The organism is Micrococcus sp. H39-S4 (assembly GCF_027158145.1).
GTDB lineage: Bacteria > Actinomycetota > Actinomycetes > Actinomycetales > Micrococcaceae > Micrococcus > Micrococcus luteus.
The window spans coordinates 24,907-47,137 of record NZ_JAPVLT010000011.1 but is presented as its reverse complement, the minus strand read 5'-3'; the positions used below and the strand labels follow the sequence as shown (position 1 = coordinate 47,137).

Below are 22,231 nucleotides of genomic sequence, written 5' to 3'. Positions count from 1 at the left end.
ACAAGATGCACACACTGGCCGTCACAAGATGCACGTGGATAACCTCCGGCCCGACCGGCACACCGTCACAAGATGCACACACGCGATCGGCTTGATCCCGCCGATTTCGCCCCCAATCTGCGTCCACTCCGCCGACTATGAGCCCCCGTCACAAGATGCACGTGGATAACTCCCCGGCGACCGCAGTTCTCCACACCCGCTCCGTCCCCTCCACGCCCACCCGTCATCGGGTCCGAAAGGTCACCTCAGCCATGAACCACACGCCGGACATCACCTCCATCGACGCGGCCACGCGCCCGGCCCTCTCGCCCAGGCGCCTGCGGCTGCTCGAGCTCAGCGAGGAGATCGAGCAGAACCCCGGCGAGGTCGCCTTCTCCACCCGCATCTGGGCCCAGCTGAGCCTGCCCTACCGCGACCCCGGAGCCACGGTCCCCCACTGGAGCCGACGCAACGGAGACACCACCCTGACGCTCTCCCCCGGCCCGGCTGGCTTCCCCTTCGGCGTCCTGGCCCGCTCCCTGCTCACCTGGATGTCCACCGAGGCCGTGCGCACCCGCTCCCGCCACCTGGACCCCGGCCCCTCCCTGCGCGCGTTCCTCTCCAGCGTCGGCACCTACCCCTCCGGGGCGAATCAGCGCCGTGTGATGGACCAGCTCCACCGGCTCAGCACGACCTCGATCATCATCGAGACCAGCAGCGAGACGCCCGGCCGGCGCACCCTCAGCGGCCAGAACATGCACGTGGCCCACCGCTACGAGCTCACGTACCAGCGTGGGGCCGACCACGCGCGCATCGAGCTCAGCGAGCCCTACTTCGAGGAGGTCATGCGCTCCCCCGTCCCGGTCCTCTCCTCCGCCCTGGCAGCCCTGGGCGGCTCCCCCATGCGCATGGACCTCTACGTCTGGCTCTCCTACAGGATGTCCACGCTCCAGCGCACCACCACCGTCTCCTGGCGCCAGCTGGAGACCCAGTTCGGCGCCCAGTACGCTCAGCCGCGCCAGTTCAAGGCCGCCTTCTTGAAGAACCTCGAGCCCGTGAAGCTGATCTACCCCCAGGCGAAGGTGGCCGTGGTGGACTCCGGCCTGCGCCTGCACCCCTCCGCCACCCACGTCCCGCAGGCAGCCCACCAGCGCCCCCGGCACCTGCGCGTGGGCTGATACACCACGCAGGGGGGCTCAGCTCTTCGGCAGCCAGGCGTCGTACACCGAGGCGACCATGGCGCTCCGGGAGGGGGCGCCTAGACGGGCCACCTGCTCATCCAGCCAACCCCGCTGCTCCTGATCCAGGCGCAGCTGCACCTGCACGCCCCCCTGGCCGCGCGCGGCACCTCGGCGCCCACGCGGCATCCCCCCGTCCGCACGCGGCTTGTGCCCGCAGGCCGCCAAGAGCTGATCGTCGCTGAGCTCGTCGAACGCGTCGATCAGCAGGTCCGTGTAGGTCCGATGCCGCTTGGCGGCCGCGGTCCGCAACCGATCCAGGACCGGGACGGGGAGGTAGACGGCCGTGTTGCGCACGACCAGCTCTTCCTCTTCGGGGACGTCCACACGGTCCAGCTCGACCACCTGCGCGCCTTCCTGCGGGACCGAGCGCCTCACGTCTGGCATCAGTTCCGGTGCGGTCTCCCGCGTGGCGACAGGCACCGTTTCCGGTGTGGTGTCCTGCGTGGATTCCGGTGTGACATCTGGTGTGGTTTCTGGCATGGCGTATGGCACAGAGTCGACCTTCTCCGTCGGCTTCTTCTTGCCCCGGCCACGCGCGTTGAACACAGCGCCGAGTCCGTCTGCTCGATTGGGGGTCTCCATCTCAGGCATCCTCCTCCTCGTCCTGGCCCAGGGCGCTCAGGCGTCCCAGAATCTCCTGGGCCAGTGCGGCGTAGTCCCCTGCCAGGCCATCCATGGTCGACGCATGGAAGGTCGAGGCTTCACCGGCCTTGATGCGCGCGAAGCGCTCTCGGTGAGCGCGGGCCACATCGCTCTCGAGCTCGTGCACCAGACGTCCGCTCTTGCGCAGGTCCTGGGCGGCGCCGGCGGCGTGCCGAATACGGGCGGTGAAGACGGCCTCGTCGAAGGCCAGCCCCTGGAGCATCTGCTCGAGCGCCTGGCGGGCCTCTCGCTCGATCTTCACGGCGCGCGCCTCCACGTCGAACAGCGCCAGGCCCAACAGCTGCACGTCGGGGTTCGTGGTCTCGTGAACGGCCTGGAAGCGCTCGGCCGTCACAGCGACGCCGTCGAGGGAGCGCAGATCCGTCTTGGAGACGATGACCACGCCCTCGGCGACACTGAAGGCGGCCTCGACCAGGGCGCGGTCTCCCGGGGGCGTGTCGATGACGACCAGGTCCCACTCCTCCATGACCTGGCTCAGGCTCCGGTGCAGAAGAGCCCCGAGGGGCGGGGCGTCGTAGCCGCGTGCCACCAGCAGGCTGATGATGTCGGCCAAACGAGGGCCGCCGCGAACGACGCCCAGGCCTGGGCGCATGGGATCCGTGGAGATCGGCAGCGGCGCCCCATCTTCGAGGGCTCGACGCAGCTCGATTCCGTCCGACTTCTCTAGACCGAGGTCGGGGGAGAGGTTGCCCTGGGGATCCAGGTCGATGGTGAGGGTGCGGATGCCGGCGGCCGCGGCCAGACCGGAGAGGTTGGCGACCAGCGACGTCTTGCCGGTACCGCCCTTGCCGTTGGCGACCGCCAGGACGCCTGGGATGGCGTATGAGCGCGCAGGGGTGGACATGAGGACCTCCTAGGTTCCCTGTGATCTGACTCCTTCAGCCTACTGCATCTCTCGGGAAATACCGAGAGATTTCCCGAAGTGTTATGGCATGCAACTGGTGTAGCGGACGGTTGGGGACTGGCCCGCATACGGCGGTGTTATGGCATGAACGGCACTCCTAATGTGGTGCCGGTATGGCATGAGGTCACCGCTCGACGATCGCGCCCAGGGCCTCGATCATCGCGCTGTAGGCCTCCCGGTTGAGGCGGTAGGTCAGGCGTCGGCCCCGGCGCGCTTCGGAGGTGTCGCTGGAGGTCAGCAGGCCGGCCTCCTCGAGGGTGCGCAGGTTCAGGGAGAGGGTTGCGCGGGGGATGTCCAGGGACGTGGCGAGGTCGTGGGCGCCGAGGCCGGGGGAGCGGGCGATCAACACGAGGATGCGCATGCGCAGCGTGGAGTTGAACGCGACGACGGCCGTGTCGAGGGGGGATGCGGGGGCGCTCATGCAGAAATGTCTACCGTACAGAGGGACATGAGGGGGCGGTCCGGGCTTTATGTCTGGTGAAGGACCAAGCAACCTGCCATTACGGCTGGCAGGTTTGATACGCTCCCCGTGCAGTCCCCTCAGTAGCGAGAAAGGCAGGCCAAGGTGGCTCTGAGAAAGCGGTCGCCCAAGGTGACCCCCACCGAGAACCCGCGCGTCAGCGAGGCCGGCTCCAGCGCGGCGGCTCCCGTGGGCCGTCCTGCGCCGACGCCGGTGGCCAAGCGCCGCGTGGGCGGTGTGGCTGTCGCCGTCGCCCTGGCTGCCCTGGGCGGCCTCGGCGCGTTCGTGGGGACCCAGGCCAACGAGGCCAAGCCCTACCTGGTGGTGAACGCTCCCGTGGAGCGAGGGCAGAAGATCGAGTCCTCCATGCTCTCGTCCGTGCGCGTGGCTGGCGACCCCAGCGTGCTGGTCCCCGCGACCGAGGCCCAGCAGATCCAGGGGCAGGTGGCCACGACCGACCTCCAGCCGGGCAGCACCATCACGCGCACGTCCACGGCAACGTCCTTGGGTGTGGAGGACGGCGAATCGCTGGTGGGCCTGGCTCTGGAGGTCGGGCGCCTGCCTGCCCGGGAAATGGCCGCAGGAGATCACGTCCAGGTCCTCTTCACCCCGGGCAACCAGAACACCAAGGCCGGTGACGAGAACCAGAATCACGACCCCGTCGCGGCCGTGATCGAGGCCAGCCACCATGACCAGAACAGCGGGAAGACCACCGTGGATCTGCGCGTGAAGCAGGCCGACGCCCAGAAGGTCGCCACCTGGGGTGCCGCCGGCACCGCCAGCGTGATCATGCAGGGAGCGCAGAAGTGAGCATCCTGACCCTTGCGGCCTTCGGCGTCAGCCCGGGGGTGAGCACCACGGCCGTGGCCATGACGTTGCAGTGGCCGCGCCCTGTGCTGCTCGTGGAGGCCGACGTCAGCAAGCCCTCATCCGTGCTCGCCGGGTGGTTGCAGGGCAGCATGCCGGCCGACAGCGGCCTGATGGGCATCGCCCACAACTCCATGCGACAGGCCCTGACGGAGCAGGACATCTGGGACTACGCCGTCGACCTGGGAACGGGCCAGGACGCTGGCCAGCCTTCCCGCTGGCTCCTGCCCGCCATGTCCGAGCCGCTGGCCGCGCGATCCATGCGGGGCCTCTGGCCGGAGTTGATGATGGCTCTGCGCGCCGTCTCCGGCCAGGACATCGACGTGATCGTCGACGCTGGCCGCTCCGAGAACGCCCACGGCCGGGAGGCGCTCTGGCGCGACAGCGACCACCTGAGCGTCGTGGTGCGCAGCGACCTGGTCTCCGTGGCCGCGGCGCGTGCCTATCTGCCGGCCGTGCTGGAGGCCCGCGCCACCGCGGGGGCAGTGGACACGTCCTCCCTGCTCGTGGTCGAAGATCGAGCCCAGGAGTTCCCCTCCAAGGACATCTCCAAGGTGCTGGGCCTGCCGGTGCGTGGACGCCTTCCCCAGAGCCCGGAAGCCGGCGCTCACTTCGGCGGGGGCGCCCAGGCGACGTCCTGGAGGCTGCGTTCCTACACGCGGGCCATCGGTGCCGCCAACGCCTCCCTCGCGGACGCGCTGATGGCCCGCCGCCAGCTCATCGAGGCGGACATGCCCACCGAGACCGGAGGAGAGCAGCGATGAAGGATCAGACCCCCGACATGTCCCTGGACCTGCTCAACCTCCCGTTCCTGACCGAGAGCACCCCGGCCAAGCCGGCCCGGCCGTCCCTGATCCCCGCCTCCGCCGGCGCTCACCTGGCTCGCCCGCTGGGCACTACCCCGTCTCCCACCGATTCCGCTGAGCTGCCCGGTCTGTCCCGGCCGCTGACTGCTGTGCCCGAGCCGGCACCGCAGGCCGAGCAGAGCGCCCCGACCCGGCCGAGCAACACCACGGAGCTGACGGGCTTCTGGTCGATCGTCGACGTGCTGCGCGCCAAGGCCGTGGACTGGCACGCCGAGGAGACCGCCGACCGCATCGACCTGCCCGAGAGCGAGCTGCACGCCATGGGCTGGCGGCACATCGACCGCGCGATCATCGAGCAGATGCGTGAGAACGTGCAGACCGGCGGCCGCGACGCCGCATGGACTGCCGAAGAGCAGGCGGCACTGCGCCAGGCCACCTTCGATGCGATGTTCCGTCTGGGCCGATTCCAGGCACTCGTGGACGAGCCCGGGGTGGAGAACATCCACATGATCGGTTCCGACCACGTCTGGGTGGAGAAGACCGGCGGCAGCATGGAGCGCCGCCCGCCCGTCTTCGAGACCGATGAGCAGATGATGGCCGAGCTCCAGTTCCTCGCCGCGAACGCGGGGGAGGAGTCCCGCCCCTTCTCTGCGGCCCACCCCGACCTGGACATGGACCTGATGGGCTCGGTCCGTCTGGCCGCCACCGCCCGCCCGGTCTCCACGCGGCCCACCGCCGTATTCCGCATCCATCGGCTGGTGAACATCACCCTGGAGCAGCTGGTCGACAACGGCACCCTGAGCCCCCTGGCCGCCGAGTTCCTCACGGCGCTCGTGCAGGCCGGCAAGACGATCGTCATCAGCGGCTTCGGCGGCGACGGCAAGACGACCCTGATGCGCGCCCTGGCGGAGAAGATCGGCCCGCTGGAGCAGATCGTGACCATCGAGAAGGAGCGCGAGCTGCACCTGGACCGGCTCGACTCTCGCCTGGTCCCGCCGATCGAGCTTCAGGCTCGCCCCGGATCGGGCGAGCGCGCCGCCGACGGCAGCACCATCGGCGAGTACACGTTGACCATGGCCATGGAGAAGGCCCTGCGTCTGAACTCCGCACGCATCCTGGTCGGCGAGGTCCGCGGTTCGGAGATCGGCGCGATGATCTCCGCGATGCAGACCGGCGCGGGAACTTACTGCACCGTCCACGCCTACTCCGGCGAGGAGGCCGTGCGCCGTCTGGTCGGCCTGGGCATGAACGAGTTCTCCGAGACCTACATGGCTCGCCAGCTGGGCTACCACATCGACGTCGTCGTGCAGATGCGCAAGGTGCCTCAGCCCGATGGTTCGGTGAAGCGCAAGATCATCTCGATCTCCGAGGTGCTGCCCGGCGACACCGACAAGGGCATTTCGGTGGCCGACCTGTTCCGCATGGGTCCCGGCGACGAGAACGCCGTGCCCGTGGCCCCTCCCGTGGACAACCGCCTGCGCAACGATCTCGAGCGCACCGGCTTCGACCTGCTGCGCCTGGCCGGAGGTGCCCGATGAGCTCGCTCCTGCTCCCTCTGAGCTTTGCCCTGGGCATCCTCGGCCTGGGCATGGCTGCCGTGAACTGGCTCTGGCCCGCCCCTCCCAAGGCCCCTGCACCCGATCCGCGCTGGCTCACCGCCCTCAAGGAACTCGGCCGCCGCATGGACCGCAACACGTGGATCATGGTGGGCATCGCCGCCGCCGCGGGCTTCTTCATTGCGCTGTTCACCGGCCTGCTCGTCTACCTCGTCGCCCTGCCCGGCGCCGTCATCCTCCTGCGCTTGGCCTTCGGCTCCGGCGGGGGATCGGCCCAGATCGAGAAGCTGGCGCAGATGGAGATGTGGACGCGCTCGCTCTCCGGCCTGATCGTCGCAGGAACCTCCCTGGAGACCGCACTGGCCGCTTCCATGCCCAACGCCGGCGACCTGATCCGGGACGAGATCGCCACGATGAATGCCCGCATCAAGGCCGGCTGGCCTACCGCAGACGCCCTCAAGCGCCTGGGCCTGGAATGGGGAGACCAGACCGGCGACCTGGTCGTCATGCAGCTGATCCTGGCCGCCAATCAGCGCGGCCAGGGCCTGGCGAACTCCCTGGACGACCTCTCCACCTCCGTGGAGGAAGAGGTCTCCAAGCGCCGGGCCATCTACGCCGACCGCGCCGGCGCCCGCCGTGAGGCCCGCATCGTGATCACCATCGTGGTGATTTCCCTGTGCCTGGTCCCCGGAATGGGCGGGCCCATGGCCGCCTACCAGACCCCGCTGGGCCAGGCGCTCTACCTCGTCTTGGCTCTGGTCACCGCAGGGCTCATCATCTGGATGACCCGCGTGGTAGCCCCGCCGCCGCAGGTCCGCCTGCTGACCGCTAGGAGCTCGTCATGATGATGATCATCATCGCCGGCATGCTGTTCGGCCTGGCCGCGACCGCGCTGATCTGGCCCCTGCTGCCCCAGCGTCCGCGCCTGCGCGCGGCGGCCTTCGACGGCACCGTGACCAGCACCTCCGGAGGCGGCGCGCTCTCTTGGCAGGAGCGGGCCTCGCAGTGGACGATGCGCACGCTGCCGCCGGCCCTGGTCAACGGCCTCACCGACGCCGACCTGGACATCCTGGGCACCACCCGCAGCCGCCACACCTGGGCCAAGATCTACGGCGCCACACTCGTGTTCGTGGTCTGCCTCGCCCTGAGCGTGGCCGCACAGGTGCTCTACTCCCTGCCGCTGTGGCTGTCCCTGCTGATCAGCCTGCTCGTCGCCGCCGTCGCCTGGCTGGCACCTGACTCGGCCGCCCGCAAGCGAGCGACCAAGGCACGCACTGACTTCGCACGCGCGGTCGCGGTATTCGTCGAGCTGCTGGCCTCTGAGCGCGGCCGCAACGCCCAGCCCACGGTGGCTCTGGAAAACGCAGCCGCCATCGGCGACACCTGGGCTTTCCAGCGGATCCGTCAGGAACTGGTCCGGGCTCGCTTCACCAAGGTCCAGCCCTGGACCGCCCTGGAGACCCTGGCCACGCAGCTCCACGTCCCCGAGCTCACCGATGCCGCCCGCATCATGCGCCTGAGCGGAGACAATGGGGCCAGCGTCTACGAGCCTTTGCGCGCGCTGGGTCGCAACATGCGCGTGCGGATGCTCAACGCCGAGGCAGCCCGTGAGAATGAGGCTTCCGGCCGCATGAAGAACATCATCATGTTCATCGCGTTGATGTTCACGCTAATCGTCCTCACCCCTCTGATGCTGACGCTGATGAGCGCGTGAGACGCGCGAGCTCCTCCCAGAGATCGTGATCTCCCATCCACCCACCCACCCGCATCGGGACCGTCCCGAGGCCATCTCCACCACACGAGGGGACTCACCATGAACAAGCTGATGCAGCAGTACCTGATCCTCCGCGCCTGGATCCAGGACAAGCACAAGGACGAGACCGGCGCCGAGACCATCGAGATCATCCTCGGCGTGCTCGCCGCCGTCGTGCTGGCCGCCCTGGTCTGGGCCGGCATCAACACCTTCGCCACCAACAAGGTCGGCGAGCTGGGCTGACTAGACCAGCCAGGGACGGAACACCACGAGCAGGGGGGGTCACCATGAACATCACGGCACCGCTTCGAGCGCACCTCGAGGCCCATGCACGCAACGAGACGGGTTCCTCGAACATCGCCTCGCTGCTGATCGTGCCGGTGGCCCTCCTGCTCGTGTTCCTCGTCCCCCAGGCCGGCGCCTACTACCAGGCCTCGACCGTGGCCCAGTCCGCGGCCAACGCGGCCTACGCAACTTCCCGAGTCATGGGCGGCTCGAGCGCCGAGGGCCAGGCGGCCGCCCAGCAGGTCATCTCCCAGCACTCCGGCACCCTCCAGGGCGCCTCCGTGAACATCAGCACCACCGGGGAGCGGATGACCGTCACCGTCACCGGCACCGCGCCGGCCTACACCGGGCAGTGGATCAGCCCGTCCGTCTCCCGGTCCGTGACCGGGCCCGTCGAGAGGGTGGTCAAGTGAACCTCCGCGACATGTCCCTGGCCTGGCTGCGTGATGAGCGCGGCGAGTCCGGCGTCGGGCTGCTCATCGTGGCTCCGGCCATCGGACTGCTCATCGCCCTCGCCGTCATGGGCGGCCGCATCGGAGCAGCACAGACCTCCATCGAGTCGGCGGCCGGCGTCGCCGCCCGCGAGGCCACCCTGGCCCGCAACCCCGGCCAGGCCGAGTCCAATGCGCGCCAGTCCGCCCGCATGACCCTGGACCAGACCGACTTCACGTGCGGCTCCCAGAACATCACGTTGGACACCTCCGCCCTGCGCAACGCCCCCGGCATCCCCGGGTCCGTCTCCGCCACCATCACCTGCACGGTGCCGCTCTCCGACCTGGCCATCCCCGGCACTCCCGGGTCCTGGACCATCACCGCCGACGCCACGTCCCCCGTGGACACCTATCGAGAGAGGGGCTGAGCATGATCGCCCGCCTCCGCGCCTGGCTCGGCCGCGAGCACGGAGAGTCCTCCCTGCTGGTCCTGATGCTCGTCCCCATCATCGTGCTCGTCGGCTTCGGCATCGGCATCGACTGGAACGGCAAGGTGCGTGCCTCCGAGGAGGCCGTCACCATCGCCCACCAGGCCGCCCGCGCCGGCGCCAACGCTGGCACCACGGCCGGAGCCGCCCGCGGCGAGGACATCACCCTGGACAGAGCGGCCGCCGCGCGCGCCGCCCAGGGGATGATCGCCGAAGCCGGAGCCACCGGCACCGTCAACGTCACCCCCACCAAGGTCACTGTGGACGTCGACGTCCCCTACACCCCACGCTTCATCCCCACCGGCGTCCTGACCGGCCACGGCCAGGGCACCGCCCAGATCCACTCGAACACCCGCTGACCGCAAGGAGACACCATGAGCCGCGTCACCAAGACCACCGCATACACCGGAGCCGTCCTGGCTCTGGCGCTCACGCTCACCGGCTGCAACGGCGGCGGCCAGCCGAGCGGCGATTCCACGTCTGCGAGCGCCTCGCAGTCTTCGCTTGCGCCGATCGAGGACGTGTCGTCGTCCGCGAACGTGTCCTCGTCCTCCGCTTCCTCGAGCTCGACGAGCGCGTCCTCGTCGTCCGCGAGCGCGTCGTCGTCTGCGCTGCCGGAGTACAAGCCGGTCACCTCGAAGAAGCCGGGGGGCCAGGAGGAGGCGAAGGCGAGCGCGTTCAAGGCGGTTGAGCTGCTCTACACGGTCTCGTCGGACGTGCTGAACAGCGGTGACGCGAAGAACGCGGATCGCCTGTCCGTGGCGGCACAGCAGGGCGAGCTGACTCAGCAGAAGGCCAACGTGGAGAAGACGCTCGCCACGGGGGCCACCTACCGGGGCGCCTCGAAGGTGGAGCTGATCGACGGCCTGGCGGGCCCGTCCGTCCATGCTGATGGCACCTTGGTCGAGAACGCCTCGGTGAACCTGCGCGTGTGCGAGGACAACTCGGGTGTGAAGATCACCGGCAAGGATGGCAAGCCTGTGGACACCGGCGCCACGCAGCGGTTCATCGTGAAGTACGCGGTGCTCTGGAACGAGGACGACGGCGTCTGGAGCGTCGTCTCCAGCGAGCTGCCTCCGCTGAACGGACCGGAGGAGACCTCGTGCTGACCCGTAACAGGTGGGCCGCCATGGCGGCCGCGGGGGTTCTGACCGCGAGCGCTCTCGTCGGCGCGACGGGGGCAGCGGCCCAGGCCGCGGGGACGACCGCTGATGGGCGATGCCGTGCAGGCAGCACGGGTTCTAGCTGCCTGGTGGAGGCCACGGTGCCGGGTAAGGGACAGAACGCGCAGCCCGTGCTGGGCCGGGACGGGAAGGCCCCGAAGCGGGCGAACTTCTGCGAGATCAACGAGCCTCTGCCTGGCGACAGCGTCCCGTACCGCTGTGACGTGAACTACGACCCGGTCAATGACTGCGTGTGGGTGAACATGTCGCCGCAGCCGACTCCGCCGGCGGGCAAGGATCCGGAACGGGGCGCGTGGGAGCAGTGCAACCCGAGCGATGGGCTGACGCTCGGTCAGCCAGTGAAGACGCGCTGGATGGATTCCACGCAGGCCGGGCCGGGGGAGATCCGCCAGGCCGCCCAGACAGTCGTGAAGGAGATGCAGCTCAAGGGCATCGAGATCGGCATGGTGCCGTACCCGGTGGCGGAAAACGGCACGGGTGCTGTGGGTCTGCCGGCGTGGATGTGGGTCGGGAACCCTGACGATCCGCAGGCGTGGGGGCCGTACACGGTCTCCAAGGACGTGAACGGGATCGCCGTGCAGGCCACGGCGCGGCCGGTGCACGTCACCTGGGACATGGGCGATGGGACGCAGGTGGTCTGCGACGGTCCCGGCACCGTCTACGAGGACCGCTTCGGCAAGCAGGAGTCCCCGGACTGCGGGCACACGTACATGAAGATGTCCAACCCCACCTACAAGGTCACGGCGATCACGACGTGGTCTGTGGAGTGGACGGCCCAGGGCCAGTCCGGGGTGATCGAGACCCTCACGCGCTCATCGCAGGACGTGCGGATCGGCGAGTTCCAGGCGTTGAACGTCCGCCCGTGACGCGTGCGCCGGAGCAGGTCGCAGATCTGCTCCGGCGTGTCCCGCTAGGACCGCTCCGTTTGTGGAAGCTGAAACAAGTATGGTGATCGCATGAGCCCCACCACAGCCACGCCCCGCCGGCATCGTGGCGGCCGCCCGTCTCGCGGCGACCGCTTCAATGTGACCGCGCGCATCCCCCGTAGCTATGAGGCCAAGTTGCACGCCTGGGTGGAGTACACCGGCGAGAGCATCAACGACTACGTGACCGCCTTGGTTACGGAGCATCTGGACGCCCACGAGATTCCCGAAGAGCACGGCCAGGAGGCGTTTGACCTGAAATCCGCATAAAAAGCAAGAAGCGGACCCGTTGGCGCGGATCCGCTTCTTGGAGTCAAGACCTGCTGACGACAGGTAGTGACTGACGTTTGAAGTTGTTCCGAATGCCCTAGTGCTTACCCGGCATGGCATTCGGTTCTGGATTCGAGTTCCGGCTCCGTGTTTGGCGACACGGGCTGGATCTCAAGGTGTACCTGAAGGAGGTACGTCTCTCTTGTCGTGCCCGAGTCTACCCAAAATCCCTCTCCGCGACACGTCCCCCCTCCCGTCGGCCGTGTCCTCGGCGCCGTGCCTGGGGGAGTCCACCCTCGCCCGACTGCTGCGCCATCGCCAGAAACCAGCCCGGCCCGTGCGGGGTCGGATCACGAATCCGTGCCGTCAGAACTGGCGCCGGCCCTCGCGTGCCCGGGAGGGCGACATCGACGTGATCTTGGCCGCGGTGCCCGCCGGCTCCCGGCGTCTGGAGCACCTGGGCGACGCCGTTCCCGCCCTGCGGGCACTGCCTGCCTGGCAGGACCTCTCCCGGACCCGTCGGCGGCTGATGGAATCTCTGGTGGGTGCGCTGGCGGCCTGCGCGGACTGGTCGAAGATGATCTCCCGTCCCGGGCACAAGCGCCTGGCGAAGATGATCGGCCGGAGCGCCTCGACGGTGACCGCGGCCATCGCCTGGCTGATGCGACACGGGGTGATCGGACGCGTCGCCGCCGGACGCTCTGCCGCCTACGCGACCCCGGACGAGCGTGGCAAGCGGATCAACGAGGCGGCGGTCTACGTGCTGTGCTGCACCGCCCACCTGGACGTGGAGAAGATCCTCGCCAGGCACCGTGCCGACGCCGCGGCCGAAGCACGGGAGCGTGCAGGTCAGCGTCGGATCCGTGGGGCTGTGGAGAAAAACTGGCACCCTTCCTCGCTAGAGGATTCACTTACTAGAACTTGTAGAGGAACCACGCACGCGCGCGACCGCGGACTCGTCGAGCTCTGGCCCTGCAACCGCGCAGTGGCCACCCGTCGTCAGCAGCTGGCCGCCGCCCGCACCGTCCAGGATCGCGCTCTGGGTCTGCGCGTGCTCTCGGCCCGGGACGTCCGCTCGCTGATCCGTCCCTTCCTCGAGGCCGGCTGGACCCCGGCCGACCTTCTCCACGCCCTGGACCACACCCCCCAGGGCGCGCACCGGCTCCACAGCCTGGACGCCGGCCAGGACACCGCTCGAGCTCGCGGCTACCTGCGGTGGCGCCTGGAGCACTGGAAGGACGCCGGCGGGCTCGTGCTCGCCTCAGCCTCTGCCCGGGCTCGTGAGCGGGCGGAGGCGGCGCGCGAGGCGATGCACCGGGATCGCCAGGCGGATGCGCGAGCGCGCGCGGCGGCCGCGGGAGTGGAGTCTCCGGCTCGAACCGCGGCCCTGGCGGCCATGCGGATGCTGTTCCGGCAAGGTGGCGCGGAGCGTGACAGCCTTGAGGCGGCCCACCTCACCGCCTAAACTGACCTCAGATCAACTTAGAAGGGACATCGGGGGACCGCCCCAGCCTTCTACCCCGTGAAGACCTCTACCCACGCGAGCGGAGACACGCCCCATGCGCACCCTCAAAGGCCTTGCGGCCCTGCTGGCCCTGACCGCCCTGGTGGTCGGCATCCCCGCCGCCCTGATCCTGCTGGCCGGCAACCCCATCCCCAGCACCGCCGAGCTCCAGCAGGCCCTGACCGGCATCGACTTCGGCGGCACGTTCCTGATGGGCACCGTGCTGCCCCTGATCGCGTGGGGCTTCTGGGCCTCCTTCGTCTACTCGCTCGTGGTCGAGGTGATCAGCCTCATCCGCCGCGTCGAGACCCCCAACCTGGGCGGAGCGCTGCGCCCGCAGCAGGCCCTGGCCGGCGCGCTGATCGCCGCCGTGCTCGCCCTCGGCGGTGGCAGCCCCGCCTTCGCCCTGACCCCGCAGGACACCGCCTCCGCTCCCGCCGCCGTCGCCATGGCCCAGGAGGGCCAGACCACCCAGGACACCCCGGCCGCCGCGGGGGAGCGGACCTACACCGTGCAGGAGGGAGACACGCTCTGGGGCATCGCCCGGGACGAGCTGGGCCAGGGCAGCCGGTGGGGCGAGCTCGCCGAGCAGATGCGCTCCACGCCCCAGGCCGACGGCCAGACCCTCACCGATCCCGACCTCATCATGACCGGCTGGACCGTGGAGCTGCCCGACGGACCCACCGGCGCCGGCTCCACTTCCGCGACACCGGCCCCCTCCCAGCAGGCCCCCGCCCCGGCGCAGACCGACACGGACGCCCAGCCGGCCCCCGCCCCGGCGGCGCCCTCCGCATCGGCGTCGGCCGAACCCTCCGCCCCTGCCGACGACTCGGCCACGGCGGCCCCCGAGGCGGCCGCCGCCCCGAGCGCCGCCTCGGACTCCACACCGGCCCAGGACGCCCAGCACCCGCTGCCCGGCGAGGCCGTGTCTGCGGCACCCTCCACGGCCCCCGCCGAGCAGGAGGGCCCCTCCGCCGTCCCCGGCGGCGCGTTCACGCAGACCGCGCCGGCCCCCGCCGATCTGTCCTCCCACCAGGAGCAGGCTGCCCCGGAGGAGGTCCCCGCATGGGCCACCATCGGCGGCATCGGCGCCTTCGCCGCGGCCGGACTGCTGGGCATCGTCGGCCTGCGCCGCCAGCTCCAGCGCCGCCGCCGCCAGCCCGGCCAGTCCGTCCCCATGCCCGAGGAGCAGACCGCGCAGCTGGAGACCCAGCTGCGCGTGGTCGCCGAGCCCGAGCAGGCCGAGGAGCTCGACGTCGTCCAGCGCTGGCTGGCCCGCTGGGCCCACGAGAACGGCCAGGACCTGCCCGAGCTGTTCCTCGTGCGCGTCTCGCCCGAGCAGATCGCCCTCTACCTCATGGCCCCCGCGCAGCTGCCCGAGCCCTTCGTGGCCGAGACCGACGACGGCGTCGTCTGGACGCTGGCCTCCGGCTCCATCGACATCGACCCCGACCTGCCCGCCGCCCCCTACCCCTCGCTGGTCACCGTCGGCCAGGACGACACTCGCTCCCAGGTCCTGCTCGACCTCGAGCGCCTGGGCACCCTCGGCATCGACGGCGACCCCCAGCTGACCACCCAGGTCCTCGACGCCATGGCCGTGGAGCTGGCCACCTCCAGCTGGTCCGAGAACGTCACCATCACGCTCGTCGGAGTCGCCGACGGCCTGGCCAAGGTCGTCAGCGACGGCCGCGTCCGCCAGATCGACGACCTGGACCAGCTGATCGGCCAGCTCGACGGCAAGGCCAAGGACATCCGCCGCGCCCTCGACGAGCAGGACGCCGCCACCCTCGACCAGGCCCGCGCCGCCAACCAGGAAGAGGCCTTCGGCCCCGAGATCGTCCTGCTGGGCCTGGAGCCCACCCCCGCCCAGGCACGTCGCCTCACCGACCTGGCCGGCGCCATCCCGCGGCTGGGCATCGCTGCGGTCACCACCGCCAACCCCCTGGCCTCCGACTGGATCCTGAACCTCGAGGACGAGGACCACGCCGACCTGCTCCCGGTCAATCAGCACCTGCGCCCGCAGAAGATCACCCCCGAGGAGGGCGAGCGGATCAAGGAGCTGCTGGCCACCGCCCTGGAGAACCCCCGCTCCACCGGCCGTGGGACGACCACCACGATCGACATCAACACCGTCCTGGACGAGCGCCCCCACCTCAGCGCGGTGGCCGATCTCGAGGAGATGCTCCACGAGGAGGAGAACACCCAGGACCTGCCCCTGACCCCCGAGCCCGCGGTCCCCGCCGCTGAGACCGCCGAGGACGAGACCGATCCGGCCGAGGAGAACGAGGAGGACGTGCTCGCCGCCCAGGCCGCCCGCCACACCCCGACCCCTGCGCCCGCCCCGCACGACACCATGGACGAGGACGAGGACGAGGACGAGGACGAGGACGAGGACGAGGACGAGGAGAGCCAGGACCAGGCCGCGGCGGCCGCCGTGCCGACCGAGCCCGAGGACATCACCCCCGAGCCCCAGGACCAGACCCCGGCCGTCGTCGCAGTCACCGAGACCGCGGGACCCGCCGAGACTGCCCCCGAGCCCGAGCCCGAGCCCGAGCCCGAGCCCGAGTCCGAGCCCGAGCCCGAGCCCGAGTCCGAGCCCGAGCCCGAGCCGGCCGCGACCGCCGAGCCGGCGCGGCAGGAGGCGGCCACCGATCTCCACGACACGTCCCCCGCGGAGGACGAGGACGAGAAGGACGCCGCCCCCGAGCAGCTGGCCTCGACCGACCCGCAGAAGCAGATCGACCTGGACGCCGCACACCTGCTGGAGCAGGCCACCACCCAGGCCCCGATGATCCTGATGCTCGGCGAGCTCAAGCTCGTCGGCGCCCAGGGCCAGGCCCCCGTCACCGCAGCCACCGGCGAGGTCTCGGCGACCCAGACCGCCCGCTGCGTCGCCCTGGCCGCCTACCTGGCCCTGCACCCCGGCGCGAGCGCCGAGGCCGTCCACGCCGCGTTCTGGCCCACCCAGCGCTCCGACGGCAAGTCCGCCTCCAGCAACCGCAACAAGCTCACCGGCCAGACCCGCCGCCTGCTCGGCCAGGCCGCGGACGGCACCCCCTACCTGCCCGCCGTGGGCAGCGAGGGCTACCGCGTCCACGAGGACGTGCTCACCGACTGGCAGGTCGTGCAGTCCCTGATCGGCGATGACCCCGTGAAGGCCTCCACCCCCGCCCTGGTCGCCGCCATGCGTCTGGTGAGGGGAGTGCCCTTCGAGCACGCCAAGGCCTCCAACGTCGCCTGGACCGAGACCCTGGTCCAGGAGATGGTCCAGACCATTTGCGACGCCGCCCACGAGCTCGTGGCCCGCTCCCTGGCCGCCGGCCACCGCGAGCACGCCCAGCTGGCCGCCCGCGTCGGCCGCGCGATCGACCCCGCCAACGAGGCCGCCTGGCGCGACGCTCTGGTCACCGAGGCCGCCGCCGGCAACCACACCGAGGTCACCCGCCTGATCGAGAAGCTCTACTCCTACCTGGAGTCCTTCGAGGAGGACCTCGAGCCCGAGGTGGAGACCACCGCCCTGATCGAGGAGCTGCGGGCCCATGGCTACCGTGTCGCCTGATCTCCACGACACGTCCCCCGCGGCCACCGACCCCGCGCCGGCGCCCTACACGGTGCCGCCGCGGACGGTGCGCACCCTGATCGGCCCCGGCGCGGCCCTGGCTGCCCTGCTGGGCATCACCGGCGCCGCGGTCGCCGGGCTGCCCGTGCTCATGGTCCACGCCGCGCTCGCCCTGATCGCCCTGGCCTGCCTGGGCACCTACATGGCGCGCGTGGACCGGGCCCACCGGCTCATCCCGAACTGGGCCGTGGCCGCCCTGGGCACCATCAACCTCGGCGCCGCGGTGGGCCTGCTGGTCACCGGCTACGGCGCCTGGGCCCTCCAGGGGCTGGTGGTCACCGTGATCGCCGCCGTCGTGCTGATGGTGATGCACCTGATCGGCGGCACCGGCATGGGCGACGTCAAGCTCGTCACCGTGGCCGCCCTGGCCATCGGCGCCCACGGCCCCGGTGCCTGGGTGCTGGCCATCCTGGCCAGCTACGTGCTCGCCGCCCTGTTCGGCGCGGTCCCGGCCCTGCTGCGCGGCCAGCGCAAGACCCGCGTGCCCATGGCCCCGTACCTCGTCGCCGGGCACGTGCTCGCCTTGCTCGCCGTCCTGGGCTACCTGGCATCCTGACCAGGTGCCCCGCACCTTCTCCGCCCGCGACCGCCGTGCACTGACCGGCCTGCTCACCGCCGGGCTCAAGCACGCCCAGCTCGACGACCTCACCGCGGCCCACCCCGTTCCCGGCGACCCCGGCCACGACTCCGGCAAGGCCGGCCGCGTGGGCCTGATCGTGGCCACCTGGCTCGCCAGCGGCGACCACACCGGACTCACCAGCGCCCTCGAGCTGCTCGAGACCGCCAAGCTGCCCCCGGACCGCCACGCCGACCTCGCCCGCCTGCAACGGAAGGCCGGCCTGAACTCCACACCACAACCCACGCCAGAAGCCGAGCCAGAAGGCACCCTCACTGCGGATGGTGCGACGGAGCCGCCGCTGCCGGCCGCGCCGGCCGAGGAAGCGGCGCCGCCCGCATCTCCGCGACACGTCCCCCTGGTCCTCCTCCAGGACCTGGCCGAGGACCATCCCGCGGTCCAGGCCCTGCTGGCCGCCGGCCTCAAGGTTGGGCACCTCGAGCACACCTCGACGATCCCCGCCGACGCGTTGCTGCTGCACCCGGCGCATGAAATCTGACCCCGGAACGGGGAGGGACATCAGCGCCGGATGCCGGCCTTATGGGAAGTGAGGGCCGGCCATGGCCCCGACCATCTCCCTGACCGAGGAGCACCCATGTACACGATCTACACCAGCCCCGGCTGTGGCCCCTGCATGACCGTGAAGGCCCACCTGCGCGCCCACAAGATCCCGCACACCCTCGTCGACGTCTCCCAGGACCCCGCGGCCGTCGAGAAGCTGCGCAAGATGGGCTACTCCAGCGCGCCGGTCACCGTGGACGAGGCCACCGGGGAGCACTGGTACGGCTACCTCCCCGACCGCTACGCCTCCCCGGCCCCGGAGGCCGCGCCGGCCGCCGACGTGCAGGCCACGATCGACGTGGGCCCCGCCGAGGCCGGAGAGCACGTGCTCTGGGACCCCCGCCAGGGTCACCTGCTGATCATCGGCGACCGCGACAGCGGCAAGAGCGTGATCCAGCGCGGGATCATGGAGACCGCGGTCTCCGTGGGCTGGCAGGCCTGGGGCCTGGGCCTGCCCGGGGAGCTGGACAAGGTCGAGGACCATCGGTATGCGCAGGTGGTCACCGCCGACGTCAGCGACCAGCTCGAGCGCATCCGTGCCGCCAGCGAGCTGATGCGCGAGCGCTACCACCTGGTGGAGGTCGCCTCCCTCGCCAAGGAGCGCCCCGAGCCCTTCCAGCCCATCGTTCTCGTCCTGGACGGCTACGCCCATCTGCGCCAGCGCTGGGCCGACCTCGCCCCGGCCGGGGAGCACGAGGCCGACGACGCCGAGAACCTCCTGCTGGGCATCCACCGCCTGGGCCGCTCCGTCGGCATCCACCTGTCCGTCTCCTGCCGCGGCATCGCCCACCACCTGGGCCAGACCATGGCCGCCGGCTCCACCGTGGTGCACACCTCGCTCTGGCGCAGCTCCCTGGAGACGGAGATGGCCCATGCCAGGTGACCGTCGCCGCCTGGCCCGCCACCGCAGCCGCCACGGCGGTGCCCACACCCTGGCCGCCGAGCTCGCCCTGCTGGCCCGCGCCGGCCAGCCGACCCCGGAGGCCGGCACCGACGATCTCCACGACACGTCCCCGCCCGCGGTGCTGCCCGGCCAGCTCGACGCGCTGGACCTGCTCCCTACCGAGGAGGTTTAGCGCAATGTAGGGTTGTCCTAACTGTCAGATCGACCGGAGGTCCCCATGGCCTACTCCAACCGCGAGCGTCCCGGAGGGCGCGCTGGCCTGCGCGACAACACCCCCACCACGTTCCGCCCTGTGGCCTACCGCAACCTCGCCGCCCGCAAGAACCTGTGGGCGGACTACACCACGGGCCGGGGCGTGTTGGACAACGGGCAGGCGGTGCCGCCGAAGATCGGCCCGCGTCGGAAGAACCCGAACCTCACCGACATGCTCGACACTGCGGCCGCCGTCGGTGTGGACCGGATCTTCTTCACGGGCAAGACCCCGGTGGCCGCGCCGGGCAAGCGCCACTGGCTGCTGGTGCAGACTCCCGGCTGGATCGACGGAGGACACAACCTCGGCTCCCCGGCCACCGGCCGTTTCGAGCACCGCCAGACCGGCAAGCGCATGCTGGTGCAGTTCGTCTCCGGGTGGTTCGGCGACGCCCCGCTGAGCCCGGAGCAGGCCCGCCTGGCCTGGCAGGCCACCGAAGGCATCATCGGTGCGCACTTCCGCGGAGCCAAGCTCATGGACAGCCCCACCGCCACCGGCGCCAACCTCTGGGCCCTGACCCTGCCGAAGAACCTCGAGCCGTACCCGCTGACCGAGGACATCGCCGAGGAGCTGCACCGCACCTCCGGCCAGCACCACGTCGAGCACCTTGTGGCCGGATCCTCCTCGGACACTCACCCGGACTGCATCCCCCTGCACGACCCGGTGAAGACCCCCAAAATCGACGGCTTCGCCTACGTCGACGGCCGCTTCATGTACGGAGCCATGTGCAGTGAGCTGGGCATCGGCCCCGGGTACCGGCTGCGCCGCGACGACACCGCGGACATGCTCCGGGAGAACCCCTACGCCCGCGCTCGCGTGCACGTGCAGTTCAAGGTCCCCGACACCTGGGACCACATCGGCCTGATCGGCGTCCAGCACGAGAAGGCCTCCGAGGGCTGGTACTGGCCCAACCGCCCCGGCGCCACCGGGAGCGCCTGGATCGACGCCGCCGAGTTCTTCGTCGCCGCCCGCCACGGCTGGCAGCTGGACCCCATCGAGTCCGTCGCGTTCACCACCGATGTCCCCGGCGCCCGCGACCGCGACCGGCGCGTGCGCGCACGCCCGCTGGACACCTGGAAGGACAACCTGGTCAAGGCTCGCGCCGCCGTCGCCGGCGACCCGCTGATGGACGAGGTCATCAAGACCGCCGTCTCCGCGGCACTGCGCTCGATCCTGATCAACACGATCGGCAACTTCGCGGCCCGCGGGCGCGTGCAGACCCACATCACCTTCGACCCCAAGGAGGTCCCGGCCAACGCCCCCGACGTCAAGCAGCACGGCAAGGCCTTCATCTGGACCACCAAGCCGCGCTTCGACGGCCAGGCTCAGCGCTACTACCACCCCGAGTTCGCCGTGCAGGTCTGGGGCCGGGCCCGGGCGCGCATGCTCTCCGGACCCATGGCCGATGGCTTCCAGGGCGGGGCCCTGCACGTGCCGGCCCACACCCTGCTGGGCGTGCGCGGCGACGCGATCTACACCACCGAGGTCCCCTCCTGGTCCCTGACCGAGGAGCGTGGCGGCGGTGATGACGGCCGGGTGGGACGCATGCGCCTCCAGGGCTACGTCCCCGGACCGCTGAAGATTCCCGCCGACGAGACCGCCCGCAACAGGCTGCGCGCCAAGGCCGCGCGCCTGGGCGTGGACGCCGCCTACTCCGAATACGAGATGCAGGCCGCCCCCGTCGACGGGACGGACTACCTGCCCGGCGACGACGAGCAGGAGGCCGACGGTGAGTGACCCGGCACAGCTGAGCCCCGCCGAGCTCGTCACCCGGGTGCGCTCGGCCTACGGACTCACCTGGGCCGAACTCGGCGCGGCCATGAACCGCTCCCCGCGCATGATGCAGAAGATCGCCCGCGGGGAGACCTCGGGCGAGTCCTACCGGGACGCGCTGACCGAGCTGCACGAGACCGGCGCCGTCTCTAAGGCGCCCCGGCGCCGGCGCAACGCGGCCGGCAAGATCGTGCCCGTGCGCGCCAAGCGCGGAGCCAAGAAGCCCACCGTGGTCCCCAGGGACACCCGGCGCGGGCCCTCCCTGACCCGCCACTCCACCACGACCACCCACCTGCCCGACGGCAACCGGATCGTGCGGATCCAGCTGCCCAAGACCGTCGGATCGCCCGAGCGCGGGGCCGGCCTGCACGCGGCCCGCATGTCGATCGTCAACGTCGCCCGCGGCGCCCGTCACCAGGACAAGCGCGTGCACATCCGCGCCACCGTGGACATCGGCGGCGGCCGCACCCGCACCTTCGACGTCGGCTCCAAGGGCGGCTACCTGGCCGCCGACGTCGTCTCCGACGTGCGCGACCGCAACGGCGGGGACATGGGCGGCTGGATCGCCTCCCAGATGGGCGACCGCTACGCCCGCGACGCCGTCACGCAGGGCCAGCTGGTGGGACTGTCCGTGACCAGCTTCAACGCCGTGCGCTCCAAGGAGGAACGCGTGGCCCAGGATGAGGCCGGCGCCCGCCGGTGGGGACGACGAGGAGGACGCACCCGATGGGGATGAATCAGCACGAGAAGCCGGCCCCGCCGGCACGCCGGTGGGACGAGGCCCTGGACCCCCACGCCCACCAGGGCCCCTACCGGCCCCCCGCGGCACTGCTGGACATCCTCGCCCGCGCGGCCGGGGCCAACTCCTACGAGGCGGCCACCACCGCCGTGCGCCACCGCGCGGCCAGTGCGGCCACCGAGCTGCACGAGGCGGGCCTGGACCCGCGGGTGATCGGCCTGATCGCCGAGCCGCGGGTCAACGAGCTGCTGGGCGTGGCCGAGCGCTCGGCCCGCTCCCTGCGCCAGCGCGACCGCCAGTTCCCCGAGCCGGTCACCCGCGGACGGCTCTGGTGCGAGCCTGACGTCGTCGACTACCTGGCCTTCAAGCACGAGACCTCCCCCCGCCCCGGAGCGCTGCACAGCGCGCGTGTGGCCCAGCGTGAGCAGGCCCAGCCGCGCGGAGCCCGCCCCTAG

25 protein-coding genes are annotated in these 22,231 nt (G+C 70.9%); 22 read left to right on the top strand and 3 right to left on the bottom strand.

The annotated features are described in order from the left end of the window. Positions 1–251 precede the first annotated feature (251 nt). Positions 252–1,157, top strand: a complete 906-nt coding sequence (locus tag O3T09_RS10375; protein ID WP_069941628.1) for a replication protein RepA — start codon at positions 252–254, stop codon at positions 1,155–1,157. 18 nt (positions 1,158–1,175) lie between these two features. Here the strand turns inward: O3T09_RS10375 and O3T09_RS10370 are convergent, their stop codons facing one another. The 3 genes from O3T09_RS10370 to O3T09_RS10360 all read right to left on the bottom strand — a co-directional run bounded on the left by O3T09_RS10370 (position 1,176) and on the right by O3T09_RS10360 (position 3,208). Continuing rightward, entirely contained in the window at positions 1,176–1,802 is a 627-nt protein-coding gene (locus tag O3T09_RS10370) for a hypothetical protein (RefSeq protein ID WP_069941627.1), read from the bottom strand. A 1-nt stretch (position 1,803) separates the two neighbouring features. Continuing rightward, the gene (locus O3T09_RS10365) at positions 1,804–2,727 is read right to left on the bottom strand and encodes a ParA family protein (protein ID WP_061873039.1); all 924 of its coding nucleotides are present in this window, start codon (positions 2,725–2,727) and stop codon (positions 1,804–1,806) included. Positions 2,728–2,911: 184 nt separating this feature from the next. After that, positions 2,912–3,208: an ArsR/SmtB family transcription factor gene (locus tag O3T09_RS10360; protein ID WP_069941626.1), complete on the bottom strand. Its 297-nt coding sequence runs from the start codon at positions 3,206–3,208 to the stop codon at positions 2,912–2,914. Positions 3,209–3,352: 144 nt separating this feature from the next. Here O3T09_RS10360 and O3T09_RS10355 point away from each other — a divergent pair, with 144 nt between their 5' ends. The 21 genes from O3T09_RS10355 to O3T09_RS10255 all read left to right on the top strand — a co-directional run bounded on the left by O3T09_RS10355 (position 3,353) and on the right by O3T09_RS10255 (position 22,231). After that, positions 3,353–4,057: an SAF domain-containing protein gene (locus tag O3T09_RS10355; RefSeq protein ID WP_077272438.1), complete on the top strand. Its 705-nt coding sequence runs from the start codon at positions 3,353–3,355 to the stop codon at positions 4,055–4,057. Beyond that, positions 4,054–4,878, top strand: a complete 825-nt coding sequence (locus tag O3T09_RS10350; protein WP_031943866.1) for a hypothetical protein — start codon at positions 4,054–4,056, stop codon at positions 4,876–4,878. The genes O3T09_RS10355 and O3T09_RS10350 overlap by 4 nt, the downstream gene beginning before the upstream one ends. Further along, a complete protein-coding gene (locus tag O3T09_RS10345) occupies positions 4,875–6,458 on the top strand; it encodes a CpaF family protein (protein ID WP_081339252.1) in 1,584 nt (527 codons plus the stop codon). Before O3T09_RS10350 ends, O3T09_RS10345 begins: the two co-directional genes overlap by 4 nt. Continuing rightward, positions 6,455–7,321 (top strand): type II secretion system F family protein, encoded by an 867-nt coding sequence (locus tag O3T09_RS10340; RefSeq protein WP_069941623.1) that lies wholly within the window; start codon positions 6,455–6,457, stop codon positions 7,319–7,321. Before O3T09_RS10345 ends, O3T09_RS10340 begins: the two co-directional genes overlap by 4 nt. Next, the gene (locus O3T09_RS10335; protein ID WP_031943863.1) at positions 7,318–8,190 is read left to right on the top strand and encodes a hypothetical protein; all 873 of its coding nucleotides are present in this window, start codon (positions 7,318–7,320) and stop codon (positions 8,188–8,190) included. The genes O3T09_RS10340 and O3T09_RS10335 overlap by 4 nt, the downstream gene beginning before the upstream one ends. A 99-nt stretch (positions 8,191–8,289) precedes the next feature. Next, positions 8,290–8,472 carry a hypothetical protein gene (locus O3T09_RS10330; RefSeq protein ID WP_069941622.1) on the top strand — a complete coding sequence of 61 codons (183 nt, stop codon included), beginning with the start codon at positions 8,290–8,292 and terminating at the stop codon, positions 8,470–8,472. 44 nt (positions 8,473–8,516) lie between these two features. Beyond that, a complete protein-coding gene (locus O3T09_RS10325) occupies positions 8,517–8,927 on the top strand; it encodes a hypothetical protein (protein ID WP_031943861.1) in 411 nt (136 codons plus the stop codon). Then, complete coding sequence (locus tag O3T09_RS10320; RefSeq protein ID WP_087114223.1) at positions 8,924–9,373, top strand: TadE/TadG family type IV pilus assembly protein; 450 nt, start codon at positions 8,924–8,926, stop codon at positions 9,371–9,373. The genes O3T09_RS10325 and O3T09_RS10320 overlap by 4 nt, the downstream gene beginning before the upstream one ends. Before the next feature lie 2 nt (positions 9,374–9,375). Further along, positions 9,376–9,792, top strand: coding sequence for a pilus assembly protein TadG-related protein (locus tag O3T09_RS10315; protein ID WP_031943859.1), 417 nt, complete (start codon positions 9,376–9,378; stop codon positions 9,790–9,792). A gap of 15 nt (positions 9,793–9,807) precedes the next feature. Beyond that, complete coding sequence (locus O3T09_RS10310) at positions 9,808–10,542, top strand: hypothetical protein (RefSeq protein ID WP_087114224.1); 735 nt, start codon at positions 9,808–9,810, stop codon at positions 10,540–10,542. A 155-nt stretch (positions 10,543–10,697) separates the two neighbouring features. Next, positions 10,698–11,483 carry a hypothetical protein gene (locus O3T09_RS10305; protein ID WP_135019327.1) on the top strand — a complete coding sequence of 262 codons (786 nt, stop codon included), beginning with the start codon at positions 10,698–10,700 and terminating at the stop codon, positions 11,481–11,483. Between the two features lie 90 nt (positions 11,484–11,573). After that, positions 11,574–11,810: a hypothetical protein gene (locus O3T09_RS10300; RefSeq protein WP_087114226.1), complete on the top strand. Its 237-nt coding sequence runs from the start codon at positions 11,574–11,576 to the stop codon at positions 11,808–11,810. A 412-nt stretch (positions 11,811–12,222) separates the two neighbouring features. After that, positions 12,223–13,275, top strand: coding sequence for a hypothetical protein (locus tag O3T09_RS10295; protein WP_119218011.1), 1,053 nt, complete (start codon positions 12,223–12,225; stop codon positions 13,273–13,275). 94 nt (positions 13,276–13,369) lie between these two features. After that, entirely contained in the window at positions 13,370–16,873 is a 3,504-nt protein-coding gene (locus tag O3T09_RS10290) for a hypothetical protein (protein WP_269295531.1), read from the top strand. After that, positions 16,854–17,489, top strand: a complete 636-nt coding sequence (locus tag O3T09_RS10285; RefSeq protein ID WP_119218012.1) for a prepilin peptidase — start codon at positions 16,854–16,856, stop codon at positions 17,487–17,489. Before O3T09_RS10290 ends, O3T09_RS10285 begins: the two co-directional genes overlap by 20 nt. A 4-nt stretch (positions 17,490–17,493) precedes the next feature. Further along, positions 17,494–18,048 (top strand): hypothetical protein, encoded by a 555-nt coding sequence (locus O3T09_RS10280; protein WP_119218013.1) that lies wholly within the window; start codon positions 17,494–17,496, stop codon positions 18,046–18,048. Between the two features lie 96 nt (positions 18,049–18,144). Beyond that, positions 18,145–18,993, top strand: coding sequence for a glutaredoxin family protein (locus tag O3T09_RS10275; protein WP_269295530.1), 849 nt, complete (start codon positions 18,145–18,147; stop codon positions 18,991–18,993). Next, positions 18,983–19,186 (top strand): hypothetical protein, encoded by a 204-nt coding sequence (locus O3T09_RS10270; RefSeq protein WP_119218014.1) that lies wholly within the window; start codon positions 18,983–18,985, stop codon positions 19,184–19,186. The genes O3T09_RS10275 and O3T09_RS10270 overlap by 11 nt, the downstream gene beginning before the upstream one ends. A 45-nt stretch (positions 19,187–19,231) precedes the next feature. Then, positions 19,232–21,001, top strand: coding sequence for a hypothetical protein (locus O3T09_RS10265; protein ID WP_262391185.1), 1,770 nt, complete (start codon positions 19,232–19,234; stop codon positions 20,999–21,001). Continuing rightward, a complete protein-coding gene (locus O3T09_RS10260; RefSeq protein ID WP_153239422.1) occupies positions 20,994–21,773 on the top strand; it encodes a hypothetical protein in 780 nt (259 codons plus the stop codon). Before O3T09_RS10265 ends, O3T09_RS10260 begins: the two co-directional genes overlap by 8 nt. Beyond that, complete coding sequence (locus O3T09_RS10255) at positions 21,764–22,231, top strand: hypothetical protein (protein ID WP_119218015.1); 468 nt, start codon at positions 21,764–21,766, stop codon at positions 22,229–22,231. Before O3T09_RS10260 ends, O3T09_RS10255 begins: the two co-directional genes overlap by 10 nt.

Coding starts and splice junctions, on each gene's coding strand:
- O3T09_RS10375 (WP_069941628.1), top strand. CDS start 252: ATGAACCACACGCCGGACATCACCTCCATCGACGCGGCCACGCGCCCG.
- O3T09_RS10370 (WP_069941627.1), bottom strand. CDS start 1,802: ATGGAGACCCCCAATCGAGCAGACGGACTCGGCGCTGTGTTCAACGCG.
- O3T09_RS10365 (WP_061873039.1), bottom strand. CDS start 2,727: ATGTCCACCCCTGCGCGCTCATACGCCATCCCAGGCGTCCTGGCGGTC.
- O3T09_RS10360 (WP_069941626.1), bottom strand. CDS start 3,208: ATGAGCGCCCCCGCATCCCCCCTCGACACGGCCGTCGTCGCGTTCAAC.
- O3T09_RS10345 (WP_081339252.1), top strand. CDS start 4,875: ATGAAGGATCAGACCCCCGACATGTCCCTGGACCTGCTCAACCTCCCG.
- O3T09_RS10340 (WP_069941623.1), top strand. CDS start 6,455: ATGAGCTCGCTCCTGCTCCCTCTGAGCTTTGCCCTGGGCATCCTCGGC.
- O3T09_RS10335 (WP_031943863.1), top strand. CDS start 7,318: ATGATGATGATCATCATCGCCGGCATGCTGTTCGGCCTGGCCGCGACC.
- O3T09_RS10330 (WP_069941622.1), top strand. CDS start 8,290: ATGAACAAGCTGATGCAGCAGTACCTGATCCTCCGCGCCTGGATCCAG.
- O3T09_RS10325 (WP_031943861.1), top strand. CDS start 8,517: ATGAACATCACGGCACCGCTTCGAGCGCACCTCGAGGCCCATGCACGC.
- O3T09_RS10315 (WP_031943859.1), top strand. CDS start 9,376: ATGATCGCCCGCCTCCGCGCCTGGCTCGGCCGCGAGCACGGAGAGTCC.
- O3T09_RS10310 (WP_087114224.1), top strand. CDS start 9,808: ATGAGCCGCGTCACCAAGACCACCGCATACACCGGAGCCGTCCTGGCT.
- O3T09_RS10300 (WP_087114226.1), top strand. CDS start 11,574: ATGAGCCCCACCACAGCCACGCCCCGCCGGCATCGTGGCGGCCGCCCG.
- O3T09_RS10290 (WP_269295531.1), top strand. CDS start 13,370: ATGCGCACCCTCAAAGGCCTTGCGGCCCTGCTGGCCCTGACCGCCCTG.
- O3T09_RS10285 (WP_119218012.1), top strand. CDS start 16,854: ATGGCTACCGTGTCGCCTGATCTCCACGACACGTCCCCCGCGGCCACC.
- O3T09_RS10275 (WP_269295530.1), top strand. CDS start 18,145: ATGTACACGATCTACACCAGCCCCGGCTGTGGCCCCTGCATGACCGTG.
- O3T09_RS10270 (WP_119218014.1), top strand. CDS start 18,983: ATGCCAGGTGACCGTCGCCGCCTGGCCCGCCACCGCAGCCGCCACGGC.
- O3T09_RS10265 (WP_262391185.1), top strand. CDS start 19,232: ATGGCCTACTCCAACCGCGAGCGTCCCGGAGGGCGCGCTGGCCTGCGC.
- O3T09_RS10255 (WP_119218015.1), top strand. CDS start 21,764: ATGGGGATGAATCAGCACGAGAAGCCGGCCCCGCCGGCACGCCGGTGG.